Raw genomic sequence first — 19,651 nt, 5'->3', positions numbered from 1 at the left:
CTAAGGTAGTACTTATTTATCCATACCCATCAGATAACATGATTAACCTACATTTGTGTCATTGAAGGTTTACATTACGCCTATGAAAATAACCCATAGATATTTGGTCGAAGGTCTGGTTTTTACGAGTTATGTTCTCTTTGCCATGGCATGGGTTGGCGGCACCGCGAGTATGGGCAGCATCATGGCATCGATGCACATAGATAGTTTAGCTTCAGCAAGTTTTATCAGTGGTGCCGTCACTTTGGCTAAAATTGTCGGCACCTTTAGCGCCGCTTATGTGGCAGTAAAGTTTGGTATAAAGTACGCCTTTTTACTCGCGGCGCTATTAATTGTCGTCGGTATAGTGACTCCTTTTGCGACCAATTATGAATTACTGCTGGTGAGCCGCTTTTTGATGGGCTTAGGCGGAGCCTTTATGATTGTGTACTTTAACCCCATTGTGATGCTGTGGTTTGCACCAGAAGATCGCCCAGTCATTAATGGTCTAAATGCGGTGGCATTTAACGTCGGCACAGCGATTATTTTATGGGGCATGACAGGTATTAACGCTATAACGGGCAGTTGGCAAAGCAGTTTAGTGTTATTTTCTGCCGCTAGCCTGATATTAGCCATACTCTGGTTACTGGTTAAGTTTGATACTCCAGCAGCCACTGTTCATGCAGCAGGTGCAGAGCCCGCAATATACGGTTACCTTGAGGGATTAAAAGATCAATTTAATTGGGCTTATGCGTTTACTTATTCAGGATTATTGTCGTTTTACATCTGCTTATTTACTTTTTATCCTCAAGCGGGAATAAGTCAAAGCAAATGGGTGATTGGTTTTGGGATTGTCGGCACGATTGCGGGGATGCTTTATAGTCGCAAAAATCCGTTACGCCTGCCGATTATTCGCTGGAGTGGCTTGATTATTGTGATCACCGTTTTAGGCTTATCCTTTAGTACTCAGCCTTGGTTACAGGTTTTATGTGCCATAGTCTTGGGCTTTTTTATCTTTTTCCCCGTGACAGCTTTAGTGTCTATTCCTCACGAACTGCCTATGATGACCGGCCAAAAAATCACCGTGGTGTTTAGCCTATTTTGGTCAATCAGTTATCTGGTTTCTACTATCGTGTTGTGGGTATTTGGTAAGCTGGTTGATTTAAGCGATGGCAGTTATTTTGGCTCATTTGTGATGATTACCATACTCAGCGGCACTGTGTTTGTGGGCAGTTATTTTCTACCAGAAACAGGCAAACCAAAGGAGTTAATCTAATGCGAGGAATCGTTTCCCCTAAGCTGACTGATTTTCTAGCGTTAGCTAACAGCAATATTGCCTTGGCTAAACAAAATAATGTCCAATTTACCCCAGCGATATTACGCGAAAATCTCAATAAACTTGGTGCACTTATGAGTGACTCCCCCTCAGTGAGCTATATTGCCGATAAGGCGTTTACGTTAACCGACCGAGCTATTCCGGTCAGAGTGTATAGCCCTGCACCAGATCAGCCTTTGCCTGTGTTGGTGCACTTTCATGGTGGCGGTCATATGTGTGGCAGTGTGGCGCTGTACGATCCGATTTGCCGTCATCTAGCCAGTATTGTGCAGTGCGTGGTGATTTCGGTTGAATACCGACTCGCGCCTGAATTCCCATACCCTGCAGGGCTTGATGACTGTGAACATGCACTGATCCATTATGCCGAGTTACTCGATGAGGTTAACCATCAAGACTCAGTCACCATTATTGGTGACAGTGCTGGCGGTGCTATTTGCACTAGCTTAAGCATGAAAAGTTTAACCGATAAGCAGATTAAGATAGACCAACAAATTTTGATCTATCCCAGCGTCGATTACACATTAAGCAGCCCATCACTTGATAGTAATGGCACCGGCTTCTTACTCGAAGCACCTCGTATAAAGTGGTATTTTGAGCAGTATTTTCAACTGCCCGAATCATTGTCAAAGCAACAGATAGAGCAAGTTAAACAGGCTTCACCTTTGCTTGGTCCCATTAACGCTCACTTACCGAAAACATTAATTTTTACCGCAGGTTGCGATCCGCTTAGGGATGAGGGCATAGCGTATGCTAATGCCTTAACTGCTGCGGGTGTGGAGGTTGAGCACCATGCGTTCGACGGCATGATCCATGCCTATATGTTGCTGCACGACTTAGTCAAAGAGGAATGTATGGCAACCTATCAACACATAGCTGCGTTTATGGCCAAGGCCTAATTGATCTCATATTAGTCTGTTAACTGCACCATTATCTTGGCTAGTGGCTCAGTTGGCCAAGTCTTCTCTGCTAATAAAAACAACCCGCACTCACAAACAGTGAATGCGGGTTGACGTGATTATATAAGGCTAAACCGAATGCTAATAGTTAAAGCTAAGGTTAGTTAAGCTTATTGCGCCGTCCAGGCACCGTCCATCGGCAGCGCTGATCCTGTAATGCCTCTTGCTGCACCACCACAAAGAAATAAAACAAACTCGCCGATTTGTCTAGGAGCTAACATTTCTGGTAATGGCTGTTTTGAGGTTACCAGTTGGTATTTAGCCTCGTCATAACTCAAGCTTTTATCGCTTGCAATGCTGTCAATTTGTTTACCGATAAGCGGGGTATCAACCCAACCAGGGCAAATTGCATTAACGGTAATGCCTTGTTCGGCACATTCAATCGCGACCACTTTTGTTAAGCCCACAATCCCATGCTTTGCCGCGCAATAGGCCACTTTATTTGCTGAGGCGACTAAACCATGCACTGAGGCAATATTGATGATCCGGCCCCAGCCTTTTTCAGCCATAGCAGGGATAACTTGTTGAATAGTATGAAAAGCAGCAGACAAGTTAATCGCAATGATGTCATTCCACTTTTCTATCGGAAAATGAGCCACATCTTGTGTATGCTGAATGCCGGCGTTGTTCACTAAAATATCAATACTGCCTAGGGCATTAACCGCATTGTCGATAAACTCATGTATGCAGTTAGCCTCTCTTAAGTCAGCATTGCTAAAAAAGGTGTTGATTTGGTATTGCGCCCGAAACTCAGCAGCTAAAGTTTGCCCTTCATCATGATCCATCAGGCCATGCAATACGATATGGCAACCTTGCTCAGCCAGCACATGTGCAGTCGCTAGACCAATACCGCTAGTTGAGCCAGTAATAAGCGCCACTTTGCCTTGTAGTCCTGTTTGTAACGTCGACATAATATCGGTTTCCTCAATTCAATAGCGGCAATGACAGCATATGTGATCGCCCATAGTGTAATGTTTCATAGCAAAGTGATGTCAACGACATGGTTTCACTACAATCCGAGTCAGTACTCTCAGAATAAAGCAATTACAGCACTATTTATTTGGCACCTTAGTACCATAGGGAAACGTCATTTGTTACAGATGGTGGGTTGATCGTGTTGATGACAGTTTGCTTATAGACAGCAGAGATTGTTGAACACTGGCCATGAGCAATAGGCTAACCGACTCCTTAATGAGTCCGCTAGCAACTCATTTACCAACTAATCTGTTGCCCTTGCCAATCCAAGTAACTGGCTTCACCGTCTGGCTCAATATTGGCCATGATGTGATACAACTGTCTGGCGACAAAACGGTGTAGAAAAAGTATTACCTTACGGTGAAATCAGCGCATTTGAAGTTAACGCTCGTGATGCAATGTTAGATACCCTTAAAGGTGATATCTAATTAGGCGTTGAATTTGTTAAGTAATTAACAATATCAATGATCTAAAAACGCGAAGCTAATGGCTTCGCGTTTTTTTATTTATCAGTTATAGCTCGATACATAAAATAAATTAATTGTTATTACGTAAAGTCTCTAACTCTGCTGTTATTGCTTTTATCTCTTTCCTTGATACACCTGGTCGTTTAGCCATTGACTCAAGTTTTTTCTCTCTAAGTTGTTGCAGTTGTTTAGTTTCTGCAGCACTAAGTTGTTGTTTTTCTTCTAATGCAAAAATTTTCTCGTTTATACTGTCCATTTCAGCAAACCAGTTGTCCATTGGCGACATGGCTTCTTCGTTGTCTTCATCACCTTCTGCGGCATCGACCCATTTTTGGAATTTCGCTTTCGATACGCCAATGTTAGTGGTGATCTCATTCATCAGACATTGATTCATTTTGTCATCATCTTCACTTTGCATAATAGCTTCTTCATTAAAGCAAGTTGTAAAGGAATCACGATACCCTTGCTCTAATGTTGAAATATCAATACCCGACAATTCAGCTAGTGTGACGAAATCACCTCGTGCTTTCATCTGATTGATTGTCATATCAACCATTTGTTGTTGCATATCCATTGCTATAGCATTAAAGCCAATTCCAGCGAGTAGCATTGGTAAAATCACTTTTAATTTCATCTTATTCCCTTAATAACAACTTATGACTTTTAAAACGCCATTAACTTAGCAGATTTGAGTGCATTGACCAAATCGGCAAACAGGGAATGCTATTGATATGCTTGTCGTAATAGTGAGAAAATTATCGAAATATGTATCATCAATAAGTCTTTTTATCGCTGTTTTCGGTCGATAATTGAGATTGGGTTATGCATTAATCAAGTGATCCATCAGGAACGAGTCAACACTATCAAGTCCGCTAGCAACTCATTTACCAACTAATCTGTTGCCCTTGCCAATCCAAGTAACTGGCTTCACCGTTTGGCTCAATATTGGCCATAATGTGATACAACTGGCTGGCGACAAACTCTGGGGTAAATAATTTACCTTGAGGTACATTGGCTTGAAAGGGTTTTGATAATGGTGTGTCAGTGGTGCCTGGATGAAACGCAATTAACTTAACTCGCTTAAGTCGTCTTGCATATTCTACGGCTGTGGTTTTAATCAGCATGTTTAACGCCGCTTTTGAAGCGCGATACCCATACCAACCACCCAAACGATTGTCAGAAATACTGCCGACCCGAGCACTCAATATACTGATCACACACTTATTGTCAGCGTCTACCTTATGACGGGCTTGCGATAATAACGGCGTCAATGCACTCAGCCACAGCATGGGCACAATGCTGTTGGCATAAAATAATTGCTCTAGGGCATTAGCATTAATATCTTCAATGCGTTTTTCTGGCATCAAGCTAGGTTGTTGAGCCTGAATTTGCACGTCAGCTGTTTGTGAATGCAAAATACCATTACACATCACAATGCGACTGATTTTGCCTGCGACCTTGCCCATACTGTTAACACAATCAATAATCGATGCTTGCTGGTAATTACAATAAAAATGCTGGTGGGTAATCTTGTTACTTAGATTGGCTAATGTCAGCTCGGATTGTCTGCTAACAGTAATAACATTTAAGGCTAAATCATCAGTTTGTTCTGCCTTGTCAGCAAGCCCCTTCAAAGCAGCAGCAATGGCATGGTCGATAAAGGCTTGGGCGATAGCCGATGATGCCCCAATAACTACCAAGGTCTGTGTTGAAGTTGACTCACTCATAGCTAATCTCATACCTTATTTTTCATAAATGAAGCGCTTATTTAACCTTACAATTGCCATTATCACAGCGCTTTTGGCCAGTGAGTAAATAAGATATCCGGTAGCGATTGCGGGCAAAAGCTAAATAAGCAATATCAGCAAGCGGTTTTATCAATGGCAAGCGCAACAGTTTTATCCAACCATGTTTACCGGTTAGGCCCCATGCTTTAGCCGTAACATCTAAACCATAAAGCCAGCTGCCATCAGCCTGTAATCCATGTAATACAGTATTAGCATGTGCCACGTCTAAATCAGGAAAACGATCATTAATATCATCGGCATTAATATCTTCAAGCTTGATGCGATCTAAGCTATCGTAACGCTTCAATTGCTTCATTTCATTGAGGCAAAGCGGGCAAGTGCCATCGTAAAAAACCGTCAGTTCCATCATTAACCTCGTTTGAACTAATGTGTATATAAATCATTGTACGCACAATAGGCCCAGCTAGTTTACCTTTATGTTCTCACCTTAATGCAACAGGCGGTTCAACCGATCAAAATCAATATTTATGATCTTTTTATTGCACCCTCGCGTATCTATTCAAAACAATTCACAAGGGCTAAATAATGCCATTAAGCCAAGCCATTATTAAGGTCACCAATTTACGTTTACGCACTTTTATTGGTTTTAACCAAGACGAGCGCGAAAAACAGCAAGATGTGGTGATCAACATTGAGATCCATTATCCAGCCGATCGATCGTTTCAAACCGACGACGTTGCCGATGCGCTAAACTACAAAATCATCACCAAAAAAGTGATTCAGCATGTAGAAGAAGGGCGTTTCTTGTTACTGGAAAAATTGGTTGCTGACGTGTTAGATATTTGCCGTGAACACCCAACTGTTACTTTAGCTCGGGTCACTATTGATAAGCCGCATGCATTGCGATTCGCAGATTCTGTATCGTTATCTTTAGAGTATCAAGCCTAACCCAATATTAAGGATGTTATTATGACGACCATTAATGACATAACCCGTGCAGAGTTGTCTGCAGAAGCATTAAAAGTACAACAAGCGTTAGTTGCTCACGGACTGGAAACCCCTTTGGTACCGAGTGACATGACTAGCGAGCAAAAATATCAGCGTATTAAAGGTTTAATGACTGAGGTTGTGTCTACTTTAGGGCTCGATTTAACCGACGACAGTTTGGCTGAAACGCCGCATCGCATTGCTAAAATGTACGTCAACGAGATTTTTTCAGGTCTTGATTATGCTAACTTCCCTAAAATTACCCAAATTGATAATAAAATGGGTGTTGAAGAGATGGTTAAGATCAGTAACATCAGTGTGGTCAGTACCTGTGAGCATCACTTTATTACTATCGACGGGCTTGCCAAGGTGGCCTACATCCCCAAAGACAACATTATCGGTCTATCGAAAATTAACCGTATCGTGCGTTTTTTTGCGCAGCGTCCTCAAGTTCAAGAGCGCTTAACTCAGCAGATTTTAGTGGCGTTGCAAACCTTGCTTGCCACCGAAGATGTCGCCGTGAGCATTAATGCTACTCATTATTGCGTAAAATCTCGTGGCATCATGGATACCTCATCAAGCACCCAAACCACTGCACTTGGTGGCTGCTTTAAAGCCAACCCAGCTAGCCGCGCTGAATTTTTAGCTTAGTAAACCGCGGTATCATCATGATTGAATGACTCCCATTAGCGGAGTCATTTTTTTATAATTTAACCGACTATCTTTTGTCATTATTAGTCGGTAGGGTAAATGTTTCATTATCCATTACTTTGAGATAACCATCTAATTTTGCTTATGATAAAGTCACACGTTATCAGAGCGACAACCAATAAAGGCAACATTATGGAACGAACAATACTGATCACTGGCGTAGGTAAGCGTATTGGCTATGCACTGGCTAAGTATTATTTGGCTCAAGGTCATCATGTTATTGGCACTTATCGCACTCACTACGACAGTATTGAACAGTTGGGTAAGTTAGGCGCGAGTTTACATTCATGCGATTTAACCGATGCAGGCGCCATTGATGGCTTAATTAGCCATATCAATCAGCATCACGATCGCCTCGATACCATTATTCATAATGCATCCGACTGGTTGCCCGACAACAGCGGTTTAAGCCCGAGTGACACCATGGCGAGAATGATGCAAATTCATGTCACTGCGCCTTATCAAATCAACCTTGCTTTAGCGCCATTGCTTATTAGCGCGGCTAAAATCAATCACGACAGTATTGGTGCCAGTAACATTATTCATATTACCGATTATGTTGCCGAAAAGGGCAGTAAAAAGCACATTGCATACGCTGCCAGTAAAGCTGCACTGCATAATATGACACTGTCATTTGCCAGCTTGTTAGCACCGCACGTTAAAGTGAACTCTATTGCCCCAGCGATGATCTTATTTAACGACCATGACGATGATGCTTATAAAGTAAAAGCGTTAGCCAAAGCGATTTTGCCAAAAGAAGCGGGTAATGATGAAATCATCGCCTTAATCGATTATTTGCATGCGAGTCATTATGTTACGGGTCGCAGTTATGCGGTTGATGGCGGCAGACAATTAAAATAGCCAGTCAACAGCATCATTAAAAAGTGCGAAGCGATAATTTAATATAGACTTCTAGATGGCTAATTGCTAGTGTGGATTGCAGTGCAATATCACACAGCCTATTACCTGAAGGAAGTTACTATGACTGCAGCAAACATGAAACTGGAATCACTGGCATTACATTATGGTTACGAGTCAGAAGCAACCACTAAAGCTGCTGCAGTGCCAATTTACCAAACTACCTCTTACACCTTTGACGATACCCAACACGGGGCGGATCTGTTCGACTTAAAAGTCGCCGGTAATATTTATACCCGCATAATGAACCCCACAACCAGTGTACTGGAACAGCGCTTAGCGGCGATAGAAAGCGGCATTGGTGCACTGGCTGTAGCTTCTGGCATGGCGGCCATTACTTATGCTATTCAAGCGTTAACTCAAGTAGGCGACAACATTGTCAGTACTAGCCAATTGTATGGCGGCACTTATAACTTATTTGCCCATACATTACCGCGCCAAGGCGTTGAAGTGCGTATGGCAGCCTTTGATGATTTCGATGGCCTCGATGCGTTAATTGATGACAACACTAAAGCATTATTTTGTGAATCAATTGGTAACCCTGCCGGCAATATTGTCGATTTACAGCGTTTGGCCGGTATTGCCCACAAACATGGGGTGCCGTTAATTGTCGATAATACTGTGGCCACGCCAGTGTTGTGTCGCGCATTTGATCATGGCGCCGACATTGTCATTCACTCATTAACTAAATACATTGGCGGCCACGGTACCACTATTGGTGGGGTAATTATCGACTCGGGTAAATTTGATTGGGTCGCCAATAAAAAACGCTTTGCGATACTTAATCAGCCTGATCCGTCTTATCACGGCGTAGTTTATACCGACGCCTTTGGCCCCGCGGCATTTATTGGTCGCTGTCGTGTTGTGCCACTGCGCAATACTGGCGCAGCATTATCACCACACAGTTCATTTTTATTACTACAAGGTTTAGAAACCCTAAGTTTACGCATGGAACGTCACTGCAGTAATGCGCTCACACTAGCGGAATATTTGCAGCAACACCCAAGCATTAGTTGGGTAAACTATGCCGCATTACCTGACAGCCCACACCATGCAACTTGCCAAAAAATCACTGGCGGTAAAGCCTCTGGTATCATTAGTTTTGGCATTAAAGCCGCTAATGCTGAAGCGGGTAAAGTGGCTGGTGGTAAGTTTATTGATGCATTGCAAATGGTGCTTCGTTTGGTCAATATCGGCGACGCTAAATCACTGGCTTGTCACCCAGCCAGTACCACTCATCGCCAACTGAGCGGCGCAGAGTTAGCTAAAGCAGGTGTATCAGAAGACTTAGTGCGGATATCTGTGGGTATTGAACACATAGACGACATCATCGCCGATGTTAGCCAAGCATTAGAGAAAGCAATTGTGTAAGCCTATTTTTACCTAAGCAATATAATGAAAAAGCCCCATCAATAGCGTTTATTGATGGGGGCTTTTTCTATTCTGTTATGTTTAATTCCTACCTTCTACAAAGTCTAGTTGGTATATAAGAGGAACCTGCAGTATCAAGGTGTCTGCGTCCAAAGTGTCCTAAATAGCATGATGAAAATGCCGTAGTGACATCATGGCCTTTATCACACATGCCTGTGTTTCAAGGCATGTAGACTCCTGTTTTGCAGATATGTAACAGGCTCGGGGGGCATGGTCGTTTTTTGACATCCATGTCATCACGACATCCGTCAGTCCATTCACATCAGATGTACCATCTGAGTCGTTGGGTGATTTTTATTATGCTATGAGGACTAACATTTTGCCGGAGCTGGCGGGGAGATCTAAGAGGGGGAACAGTTTTCCCCTTCTTGGTCTGGTGTGGGCGAAGCGCCACAACCTTAATAGTATTAAGCTATTTTAAATAGCTAATCGTCTCGTTGGGGTAATAATCACTGGTAAAGGCATATCCCAAAACTCGGTAGGAACTTGGCTCACTTGCTGACAATCGTGGGCAAAGCCTACTGCTAACGGCTTGTTATCGACCACTTGTGCCAAAGTGCGGTCGTAATATCCGCCGCCCATGCCCATACGGTTACCGTGTTCATCAAATGCCACCAAAGGGGTGATGATCATATCGAGTTTATCGACAGTAATAACATGCTGCACATTCAATTGTGGTTCTTTAATAGCGTATTGATTTTCAAGCATCACAGAATCGCGATCATAACGAATAAACAGTAAGTTGCCTTTACTGAACGGATGAAGCCGGGGCAAATACAGGTTAATGTCGAGATCCCATAATGCTTCAATCAGCTTTTGAGTCGCTAATTCGCCGTCTTGGGTAAAATACAAGGCAACATGCTTAGCCGATTGAGCTTGAATTTCAGCAAGCATATGGCGGCTAGCAATTAAGGCTAATTGGCTTTGTTCTTCAGGACTAAGGCTATTTCGCTCTTGGCGAACATGGCGGCGAATATTGTCGCGGCTCATGTCTGTGCTATCGAACAGCGGTTCTTGAAACTCAGAAGGGGTGGCAAAGTAGCTAATACGTGCCGAAGATGTTGACGTAACCGGACGATTTTCTGTGTTAGTCATAAAACGAGTGATGGTCATAAAATTAGAATGCTCCCCAAAATACCGCTGCCGGCGTAGCCCTTGAACCGTAGGTTCAAGGCGGGTAAATGTTCATTTCCTAAGGCTTCTCGGTACGAGCCGAGCATGCACAGTGTCAACAAAAGCATTCACCCTGGGTTTGTAATTATCGGCACAGGGACTTAGCCAACTGGCGAATATCTCAGGGAGCAAAACTGGTTGAATCAAGCTTTGCTTCATTCTTAAATCTTAGTCTAGCCTTCCTAGCGGCTTCGTTCAACCAACGATGTCTCCAAGGTTGATTGCAATAACGAAATACGCTCATCCATTTGCGCCATGTACTGCTTATTCTTTTGCTTTTCTTCGTACAGTTCATTACCAATGTTTAATGCTGCCATAATGGCCAGCTCTTCACGGCTCAAATTGTTAGTACGAGATTTTAAGGTTGTCAGTTGGTTTTCAACTTCTCTGGCTACCGTGCGCAAGGCATCTTCGCGTCCTTTTGGACATGCGATAGAGTAGGTGCGCCCTAATAGGGTGATATCAACAGCACTGTTACTCATAATGTCGCCACAGATCCTTAGTTAAACTCAAGCATGTGGCGAACTATATAGGGCTGAATTTAAAAGAGCAAGGCAACAACGCGCCTTTTTAACTATTTGCTGGTTGTCTGAACAAATACACTCATTGTCAATTATTATAGTCACTTTATGGCTCACAAATTTAACCACATTACACACTAGCATTTGGAGCATCATCCTAACTCTGCTAGCATTGATGCAGATATAGCGCTATTAGGAATTAACCATGGCAACCCCACCTTCATTATGTATTGAAAAACTAAAACAGGCCCTAGATTACGCAGAAGTTGGCCAGCATCCAGTAGAAGTGCACGGCGCACTGGTTGGGCTTATTTGTGGTGGCGTTAAACAAGAAAATTTAGCCTGGTTAACACCGTTAGTTGAGTTAATGAACGATGGGCAACCGTTAGAGCCTAATTTACAACTGCTGATCAGCGAATTGTATCAAGATACGGTTAATCGTTTAGTGGATTTCGAATTTGGTTTTACCCTCTTATTGCCAGAAGAAGAAGCGTCACTAAGCGATCGCGTCGAAGCGTTAGCCCTGTGGACTCAAAGCTTTTTAACCGGCATTGCCATTATTCAACCACAGCTAGCCAAAGCATCGCCAGATGTACGTGAAGTGATTAAAGATCTGGCCGATATTGCTCAAGTAGAATTTGATGTTGGTGATGATGAAGAGTCAGAAGTTGCTTACTTTGAGCTGCAAGAGTTTGTCAGAATGTCAGCTATTTTATGCTACTCAGAGTTTGGCTTAGACATGCCATTGAATGACACCGATGAGTCTTCAACTTTCCACTAACATTTTTGGTATAGGCAGCAACGCAGCGTATGACCACAGCACACACCATCACAGCACAGCTTAATGTTGATATTGCCATTGTCGGTGGCGCCATGGCCGGAGCCACGCTAGCCCTTGGGCTAGCTAAGTTATCTGCCACCTTGTCGCGTCCGCTGCGCATCGCCTTAATCGAAGCCCACCTAGCGAGCAATAATCACCCAGGTTTTGATGCTCGCTCCATTGCCATTGCGCACGGTTCTATTTTCGAACTGACTCGTTTAGGTATTTGGCCCAAGTTGCAGCATCTAGGCACGGCGATCGAAAATATTCATGTTTCTGATCGCGGCCACTTTGGTATGACCGAACTTAACGCTAAACCGCTTGGCTTAGGAGCATTAGGGCAGGTGGTTGAGTTAGCCCAAGTGGGCAAAGTGTTGTTTGAACAATTGGCTAAATCATCTGTTGAGGTGTTTTGTCCGGCTACCGTGACTGAGTTGCAGGCTCAAACCAATGGTCACTTATTAACTTTAGATAACGGCACGCAATTGCATTGCCAGTTATTAGTTGCTGCCGATGGTGCTAATTCCGTGGTGCGTCAACATCTTGGCCAACCCACAGAACAAATCAATTTCGATCAAACGGCCATTGTCGCCAATGTGAGTACTGACCAGCCGCACCAGCATTGGGCTTACGAACGCTTTACGCAAACAGGACCATTAGCTCTGCTGCCTATGAGTTCAGTGCCCATGACCGCTGCGGCGCATACTGCCGTGTCAGCCAGCCCTGCTCAGTCGCGTTTTTCCGTAGTGTGGGCATTACCGCCCGCTCAAGCAGAGCAACTAAAACATGCCGACAAAGCCGAGTTTTTAACCGCATTACAACAAGCCTTTGGCCATCGCGTTGGTCGCTTCGTTGATGTCGGTCAGCGCAGCAGTTATCCACTGACGTTATCGTACATGCCAAGACCGATTTACCATCGCTGCATCTTTATTGGTAATGCGGCGCAAACCCTACACCCGATTGCCGGACAAGGTTTTAATCTTGGCCTGCGTGATGTTGTGGGCTTACTGGATGTACTGAAACAGGCTTTCAGTACGTATCAATTAGCCCATCCCTCAACCGAGGTCGATGTCGGCAGTAATGCTATCTTGCATCAGTATTTAGCCGCACGCCAAGCGGATCGCGACAGCACGCTGAGTAATATCGAATTTTTAGTACGTGGCTTTTCCAACCAATATTGGCCGATGGTAGCGGGTCGCAATCTTGGTTTACGCCTATTGTCTTGGCTACCACCGTTAAAACGTCCCATCGCACAAACCGCAATGGGCTGGCGTTAACTCATTTTAAGGTAAGGATTGAGCATGTTTTCTACTCAAACATATGATGTTGCTATTGTTGGTGGTGGTATGGTCGGGCTGGCAACGGCAATTGGGTTAGCGAATGCCGACCTTAATGTGGTGGTCATTGATGCTGGCGAAACCCAAGCCGTGAGTGGTGAGCCCAAATTGCGTGTTAGTGCCGTTAACAAAGCCAGCCAACAATTGCTCGAAAATCTCGGTGCGTGGCAATACCTTGATGACAGCCGTGTTAGCCCTTACCAAAAAATGTCGGTTTGGGACAAAGACGGTCTAGGCAAAATTGAATTTGACGCTCACAGTATTAGCGAAGCCTATTTAGGTTCAATTATCGAAAATGATGCCATTAGCTATGCACTGGCTAAGCGCGCCAGCGAAATCAGCAATCTAACTCATTTACAAGGTCAACGCCTTGAACGCATTGCCTTTGGCGAACGTGAAGCCTGGCTAACCCTAGCCGGCGGCGACAACATCAGCGCCGCAGTGGTGGTGGCCGCCGACGGAGCCAATTCTTGGGTGCGTGAACAATGCAATATTCCGCTGACATTCTGGGACTACGGCCACCACGCTATAGTGGCTACTGTGCGCACTGAGTTAGCCCACGATGCGACCGCCAGACAAGCCTTTTTACCCGGTGGTCCGCTAGCCATGTTGCCCTTGTATGACGATAATTTATGTTCCATCGTCTGGTCGGTATCGCCCGATCAAGCTGAGCAGTTATTAGCATTAGACGATATCGAATTTGGCAAAACGTTAACCGCCGCGCTCGATGGCCGTTTAGGCCTGTGCCAGGTGATTAGCGAGCGGCAATCATTCCCATTACGTATGCGTTATGCGCGCCATTTTGCCCGCCATCGATTAGTGCTGGCTGGTGATGCTGCCCATACCATTCACCCGCTTGCTGGCCAAGGGGTTAACCTCGGCTTTTTAGACGCCGCCAGTATTATCGACACCTTTAGCCAATTGCACGAACAAGGCAAAGATTTAGGCGAATACAGTCATTTGCGCGCCCTTGAACGTTGGCGTAAAGCTGAAGCCATGGAGATGATTGCCACCATGGAAGGCTTTAAAAGATTGTTCGCCGGCAGCAATCCGCTTAAAAAAGCCATGCGCGACATAGGCCTAACCCTAGTTGATAATGTCGCTGGGCTGAAAACAGTGTTCATCAAACAGGCTATGGGTAACAAAATGACATTACCTAAACTTTGTCGTGAGCCAATTTCATCGTAGCGAATATAGAAACTTGTTTAATATCAGTCTATACAGCTAAGTCGGCGTTTTTATTGTAAAAAATTATGTAAATAAATTACAACAATAGATTAGCTAAACTAATGCAACAGGACTCGGATTAGAAAAATTTTTTGTATACAAAGTAGGTCTGCGGAGTATAATTTTGGCCGCATTTTATCAAAAACCTACATAAGAAAGGCCTCAAAAAAAGGGATAATAATGGCTAGCAAAACGGTACTTTTTAACAAGCATTTAGAATCTAAAGCCAAGATGGTTGATTTCCACGGTTGGGACATGCCGATTAATTACGGCTCTCAAATCGAAGAACACCACGCAGTTCGTCAAGATGCAGGCATGTTCGACGTGTCTCACATGACGGTAGTTGACGTTACCGGCAGCGATGCTTGTGCCTTTTTACGTAAGTTACTTGCTAACGATGTCGCCAAGCTTACCGTACCAGGTAAAGCCCTTTACGGCGGAATGCTAGACGAAACCGCTGGCATCATCGACGACCTTATCACCTACTACTTAACCGACACTCATTACCGTGTCGTGGTTAACTCCGCAACCCGCGACAAAGACATGGCTTGGATCAACAAGCAAGCTGCAGCATTTGATGTGGTGGTGACTGAACGTCCAGAGCTTGCGATGATTGCCGTGCAAGGTCCTAATGCTAAAGCCAAAGCGGCTAGCGTATTTTCTGCTGAGCAAAATGCTGCGGTTGAAGGCATGAAGCCATTCTTTGGTGTGCAATCTGGAAGCTTATTTATTGCCACCACAGGTTACACTGGTGAAGCGGGCTACGAAATCATAGTGCCAGAAGCCGAAGCAGAAGCCTTATGGCAAGCGCTATTAGATACAGGCGTTAAGCCATGTGGTCTAGGTGCGCGTGATACCTTACGCTTAGAAGCGGGCATGAACCTATACGGTCAAGACATGGACGAGTCAATTAATCCATTAGCCGCTAACATGGGCTGGACCGTAGCGTGGGAGCCAAGCGATCGTGACTTTATTGGCCGTGACGCACTTACTGCAATTAAAGCGGCAGGCACTGACAAATTAGTCGGTTTAGTCATGGAAGAAAAGGGCGTATTACGCCATGATATGGCTGTGTTTTTTACCGACGCTGAGGGTGTTGAACATCAAGGTGTGATCACCAGCGGGTCGTTTTCGCCAACATTAGGCTATTCTATTGCCATGGCCCGTGTACCTAATGGTATTGGTGCGATAGCTGAAGTTGAAATGCGTAAAAAGCGTGTTAACGTAAAAGTCATCGCCCCAAGTTTTGTACGTAACGGTAAACAAGCTTTCTAAAGATTCAATAAAATGAGTTGCGGTTTACCCAAAAAGAATTTATTGATTAAGTATTAGAACATCTGATTAAGGAACAACAATAATGAGCACTATTCCAGCAGACTTGAAATATGCATCTTCACATGAGTGGATCCGTAAAGAAACAGACGGAAGCTACACAGTGGGTATTACTGAGCATGCTCAAGAGTTACTAGGCGACATGGTATTTGTCGAATTGCCAGAAGTCGGCGACACAGTCACTGCCGGTGAAGATTGCGCCGTAGCAGAATCTGTTAAAGCAGCATCAGACATTTACGCACCGGTTTCTGGTGAGGTTATTGCGGTAAACGAAGCTCTAGAAGATTCACCAGAGCTTGTTAACAGCGATGCTTTTGGTGAAGGCTGGTTCTTCCGCGTTATGCCTTCTGACGAATCAGAAGTTGATGGACTGCTTGATGCCGAAGGCTATCAAGAAGTGATTGACGAAGAATAATCGCCAATGACACAGGAAGCTCCCTAGGGAGCTTCTTTGTTATGTGCAGCTAAAAACAATGACGAGCGCGCAACATAATAAACCCTAAACAGGTTATTCACGTATTACCCATTTTCACCCTAATCCAGTTCTGTGCCCTACAGCCATAACTGGTCGATTTGGAACAAGGTTTAACATGACCAAGCAAACCCTGACACAACTAGAACAGCACGAACTTTTCCTGACTCGCCACATCGGCCCAAGTGAAGCACAACAACAAGAAATGTTGAACTTTATTGGAGCAGAGTCACTAGAAGATCTCACCGCCCAAACCGTTCCTGGCAAAATTCGTTTACCCCAAGATCTCACCATAGGTGACTCATGTGGCGAAGCCGAAGGTATCGCCTATATCCGTAACATAGCTGACAAAAACACTGTATTTAAAAGCTATATCGGTATGGGTTACTACGGCGTGCAAGTCCCTAATGTCATTTTGCGTAATGTATTTGAAAACCCAGGTTGGTACACGGCTTACACGCCATACCAGCCAGAAATCGCCCAAGGCCGTTTAGAAGCGATTTTAAACTTCCAACAAGTGTCAATGGACCTTACCGGTCTTGACCTTGCGTCAGCCTCATTACTGGACGAAGCCACTGCAGCTGCAGAAGCTATGGCATTAGCCAAACGGGTATCTAAAGCTAAAAAAGCCAACATCTTCTTTGTGGCCGATGATGTATTTCCACAAACATTAGACGTCGTTAAAACTCGCGCTGAATGTTTTGGTTTTGAAGTGGTTGTTGGTCCAGCAAGCGAGTCTGTTAATTACGAATTATTTGGTGCCTTGTTCCAGTACACCAACCGTATTGGTCAAATTACCGATTACACTGAGTTATTTGCCAAGCTACGTGACAACAAAGTCATCGTGACTGTGGCTGCCGACATCATGTCATTGATGCTACTTAAATCACCAGGCGCCATGGGTGCAGACGTGGTATTTGGTAGCGCACAACGTTTTGGCGTACCAATGGGATACGGCGGACCACATGCAGCCTTCTTTGTTGCCCGTGACGAGCACAAACGTTCAATGCCTGGTCGTATTATTGGTGTGTCAAAAGACAGCCGCGGTAACAGCGCATTACGTATGGCCATGCAAACGCGCGAGCAACATATTCGCCGCGAAAAAGCCAACTCAAACATTTGTACTGCGCAAATTTTACTCGCCAATATGGCGTCGTTTTACGCGGTATTCCACGGCCCACAAGGCTTAAAAACCATAGCTTCACGCATTAACCGTTTTGCCGACATTTTAGCAGCAGGCTTAACCGCTAAAGGCGTATCACTGGTTAACACTACTTGGTTTGACACCATCAGTGTTAAAGGTGCCGACCTTGCTGCCATTAATGCCCGTGCGTTAGCGGCACAAGTTAACTTGCGTATCGATGCTGATGGCGTATTTGGTATCAGCGTAGACGAAACCACTATCCGTGCCGACATCGCTGTCTTGTTTGACGTTATCTTAGGCGCAGGCCATGGTTTAGACGTAGCAGCACTCGATGCAGACATCATTGCTAACGGCAGTCAGTCAATCCCTGAAGCCTTAGTACGTCAAGACGCTGTATTAACCCATCCAACGTTTAATCGCTACCAAAGCGAAACCGAGATGATGCGTTATATCAAGCGTCTCGAAAACAAAGATTTAGCCCTAAACCACTCCATGATCTCGTTAGGCTCGTGCACCATGAAGCTCAACGCGGCAGTGGAAATGCTACCGGTAAGCTGGCCAGAATTTGCTAACATGCACCCATTCTGCCCACTAGACCAAGCACAAGGTTACACCCAGTTAATTAACGAGTTGTCTGAGTTTTTAGTGAAAATCACCGGTTATGACGCTGTGTGTATTCAACCAAACTCAGGTGCACAAGGCGAATACGCGGGTCTGTTAGCGATTAAGAAATACCACGAATCTCGCGGCGACGCGCATCGTAACATCTGCTTAATCCCGCAATCTGCTCACGGTACTAACCCTGCATCAGCGCAACTGGCTGGTATGCAAGTGGTGGTGACTGCTTGTGACAAGCAAGGCAACATCGATTTAGAAGACTTACGTGCTAAAGCATCTGAGCTTGCTGGTAACCTATCGTGCATCATGATCACTTACCCATCGACTCACGGTGTGTATGAAGAATCTATCCGCGAAGTATGCGAAATCGTCCATCAATATGGCGGTCAAGTATACTTAGACGGCGCGAACATGAACGCACAGGTTGGTTTAACATCACCAGGCTTTATCGGTGCTGACGTATCGCATTTAAACCTACACAAAACCTTTGCTATCCCGCACGGCGGCGGTGGTCCAGGTATGGGCCCAATTGGTGTTAAAGCACACCTTGCGCCATTTGTAGCCGGTCACGTAGTGGTTAAGCCAGGGCGCGAAAGCGACCATAACGGCGCCGTATCTGCTGCACCGTATGGTAGTGCCAGCATCCTGCCGATCAGCTGGATGTACATTAAGTTGTTAGGCACTAAAGGGGTTAAGCAATCTACCCAAACTGCGCTATTAAACGCTAACTACATCATGAAAAAGCTCGCCCCACATTACCCAGTATTATTTACTGGCCGTAATGAGCGCGTTGCCCATGAATGTATTATCGACTTACGCCCATTAAAAGAAACTTCTGGCGTAACCGAAATGGACATCGCTAAGCGTCTAAACGACTACGGTTTCCATTCACCAACCATGAGCTTCCCAGTAGCGGGAACCTTGATGATTGAACCTACTGAATCTGAGTCTAAGGTTGAGCTGGATCGTTTCATCGAAGCGATGATTTCTATTCGCGGTGAAATTACCAAGGTAGAAGCAGGCGAGTGGCCAGTGGACAATAACCCACTGCACAATGCACCGCATACGCTGGCTGACATTATGGACACCGAGTTTGATTCACGTCCGTACAGCCGTGAAGTGGCCGTGTTCCCAAGCGCTGCAGTTAAGGCTAATAAGTTTTGGCCAACGGTTAATCGTATTGATGATGTGTACGGGGATCGTAATTTGATGTGTGCATGTGTTCCCTTAAGTGATTATGAATAATCATTATTAATAGTGGTTCCTGAATAGGAACTTCAATTTGAAAGCGACTGAAAGGTCGCTTTTTTATGCCTGTCGTTCCCATTTTTACGTCATTCCGGTAATGCTTTTGAGCCGGAATCCAGCTTGTTTCTTTTGTCTTCATCTTAGCTATGGCCTGCGGCCACTAACGTCGTGGTGCTTCGCCCACACCTGACCAAGAGGAAACCAACAGCTGTTCCCTCTTGACTCTTTTTAAAAGAATTAGCCCAGCCGCC

At 44.7% G+C, this 19,651-nt stretch carries 18 protein-coding genes, 1 other RNA gene and 1 pseudogene; 13 read left to right on the top strand and 7 right to left on the bottom strand.

Annotation, left to right across the window (positions count from 1 at the left end; all coding sequences use genetic code 11):
- Positions 1-82: 82 nt before the first annotated feature.
- A complete protein-coding gene (locus H5164_RS05565; protein WP_182755164.1) occupies positions 83-1,255 on the top strand; it encodes an MFS transporter in 1,173 nt (390 codons plus the stop codon).
- Positions 1,255-2,211 (top strand): alpha/beta hydrolase, encoded by a 957-nt coding sequence (locus tag H5164_RS05560; protein WP_182755162.1) that lies wholly within the window; start codon positions 1,255-1,257, stop codon positions 2,209-2,211. Before H5164_RS05565 ends, H5164_RS05560 begins: the two co-directional genes overlap by 1 nt.
- A gap of 170 nt (positions 2,212-2,381) precedes the next feature.
- On the opposite strand, the gene H5164_RS05555 is transcribed toward H5164_RS05560, so the two are convergent.
- Positions 2,382-3,182 (bottom strand): 3-hydroxybutyrate dehydrogenase, encoded by an 801-nt coding sequence (locus H5164_RS05555; protein WP_182755160.1) that lies wholly within the window; start codon positions 3,180-3,182, stop codon positions 2,382-2,384.
- A 393-nt stretch (positions 3,183-3,575) separates the two neighbouring features.
- Between H5164_RS05555 and H5164_RS05550 the strand changes: the two are divergent.
- Positions 3,576-3,674, top strand: a pseudogene (locus H5164_RS05550) (malate dehydrogenase); the annotation flags it as partial.
- A 109-nt stretch (positions 3,675-3,783) separates the two neighbouring features.
- Here H5164_RS05550 and H5164_RS05545 read toward each other — a convergent pair.
- The 3 genes from H5164_RS05545 to H5164_RS05535 all read right to left on the bottom strand — a co-directional run bounded on the left by H5164_RS05545 (position 3,784) and on the right by H5164_RS05535 (position 5,867).
- Positions 3,784-4,347 carry a hypothetical protein gene (locus H5164_RS05545; protein WP_182755158.1) on the bottom strand — a complete coding sequence of 188 codons (564 nt, stop codon included), beginning with the start codon at positions 4,345-4,347 and terminating at the stop codon, positions 3,784-3,786.
- A 250-nt stretch (positions 4,348-4,597) separates the two neighbouring features.
- A complete protein-coding gene (locus H5164_RS05540; protein ID WP_182755156.1) occupies positions 4,598-5,440 on the bottom strand; it encodes an SDR family NAD(P)-dependent oxidoreductase in 843 nt (280 codons plus the stop codon).
- Between the two features lie 37 nt (positions 5,441-5,477).
- Positions 5,478-5,867, bottom strand: a complete 390-nt coding sequence (locus H5164_RS05535; RefSeq protein ID WP_124015690.1) for a thiol-disulfide oxidoreductase DCC family protein — start codon at positions 5,865-5,867, stop codon at positions 5,478-5,480.
- A 179-nt stretch (positions 5,868-6,046) separates the two neighbouring features.
- Between H5164_RS05535 and folX the strand changes: the two genes are divergently transcribed.
- From folX to H5164_RS05515, 4 genes are all read left to right on the top strand, one after another.
- Positions 6,047-6,409, top strand: coding sequence for a dihydroneopterin triphosphate 2'-epimerase (gene folX, locus H5164_RS05530; protein WP_124015457.1), 363 nt, complete (start codon positions 6,047-6,049; stop codon positions 6,407-6,409).
- 21 nt (positions 6,410-6,430) lie between these two features.
- Positions 6,431-7,099, top strand: coding sequence for a GTP cyclohydrolase I FolE (gene folE / locus H5164_RS05525; RefSeq protein WP_124015458.1), 669 nt, complete (start codon positions 6,431-6,433; stop codon positions 7,097-7,099).
- Between the two features lie 192 nt (positions 7,100-7,291).
- On the top strand, positions 7,292-8,020 hold the full coding sequence (folM, locus tag H5164_RS05520; RefSeq protein WP_124015459.1) for a dihydromonapterin reductase: 729 nt from the start codon (positions 7,292-7,294) through the stop codon (positions 8,018-8,020).
- A 135-nt stretch (positions 8,021-8,155) separates the two neighbouring features.
- Positions 8,156-9,448, top strand: coding sequence for an O-acetylhomoserine aminocarboxypropyltransferase/cysteine synthase family protein (locus H5164_RS05515; RefSeq protein ID WP_182755262.1), 1,293 nt, complete (start codon positions 8,156-8,158; stop codon positions 9,446-9,448).
- 477 nt (positions 9,449-9,925) lie between these two features.
- Here the strand turns inward: H5164_RS05515 and H5164_RS05510 are convergent, their stop codons facing one another.
- From H5164_RS05510 to H5164_RS05500, 3 genes are all read right to left on the bottom strand, one after another.
- Positions 9,926-10,621: a 5-formyltetrahydrofolate cyclo-ligase gene (locus tag H5164_RS05510; protein WP_124015460.1), complete on the bottom strand. Its 696-nt coding sequence runs from the start codon at positions 10,619-10,621 to the stop codon at positions 9,926-9,928.
- Between the two features lie 9 nt (positions 10,622-10,630).
- A non-coding RNA gene (ssrS, locus tag H5164_RS05505) (6S RNA) lies at positions 10,631-10,812 on the bottom strand.
- 51 nt (positions 10,813-10,863) lie between these two features.
- Positions 10,864-11,163 (bottom strand): cell division protein ZapA, encoded by a 300-nt coding sequence (locus H5164_RS05500; protein WP_101086040.1) that lies wholly within the window; start codon positions 11,161-11,163, stop codon positions 10,864-10,866.
- Between the two features lie 244 nt (positions 11,164-11,407).
- Between H5164_RS05500 and H5164_RS05495 the strand changes: the two genes are divergently transcribed.
- The 6 genes from H5164_RS05495 to gcvP all read left to right on the top strand — a co-directional run bounded on the left by H5164_RS05495 (position 11,408) and on the right by gcvP (position 19,397).
- Positions 11,408-11,983, top strand: a complete 576-nt coding sequence (locus H5164_RS05495; protein WP_124015461.1) for a UPF0149 family protein — start codon at positions 11,408-11,410, stop codon at positions 11,981-11,983.
- A gap of 29 nt (positions 11,984-12,012) precedes the next feature.
- A complete protein-coding gene (ubiH, locus tag H5164_RS05490; RefSeq protein ID WP_182755154.1) occupies positions 12,013-13,299 on the top strand; it encodes a 2-octaprenyl-6-methoxyphenyl hydroxylase in 1,287 nt (428 codons plus the stop codon).
- A 24-nt stretch (positions 13,300-13,323) separates the two neighbouring features.
- A complete protein-coding gene (locus tag H5164_RS05485; RefSeq protein WP_182722633.1) occupies positions 13,324-14,547 on the top strand; it encodes an FAD-dependent oxidoreductase in 1,224 nt (407 codons plus the stop codon).
- 219 nt (positions 14,548-14,766) lie between these two features.
- Entirely contained in the window at positions 14,767-15,861 is a 1,095-nt protein-coding gene (gcvT, locus tag H5164_RS05480) for a glycine cleavage system aminomethyltransferase GcvT (protein ID WP_124015464.1), read from the top strand.
- Positions 15,862-15,943: 82 nt separating this feature from the next.
- Positions 15,944-16,333: a glycine cleavage system protein GcvH gene (gene gcvH / locus H5164_RS05475; protein ID WP_124015465.1), complete on the top strand. Its 390-nt coding sequence runs from the start codon at positions 15,944-15,946 to the stop codon at positions 16,331-16,333.
- Positions 16,334-16,508: 175 nt separating this feature from the next.
- Entirely contained in the window at positions 16,509-19,397 is a 2,889-nt protein-coding gene (gcvP, locus tag H5164_RS05470) for an aminomethyl-transferring glycine dehydrogenase (protein ID WP_182755152.1), read from the top strand.
- Positions 19,398-19,651 lie beyond the last annotated feature (254 nt).

Origin of the sequence: Shewanella sp. SG41-3 (genome assembly GCF_014164545.1) — a bacterium.
Taxonomy (GTDB): Bacteria; Pseudomonadota; Gammaproteobacteria; order Enterobacterales; family Shewanellaceae; genus Shewanella; species Shewanella vesiculosa.
This window is presented reverse-complemented; position numbering and strand designations above follow the sequence as displayed.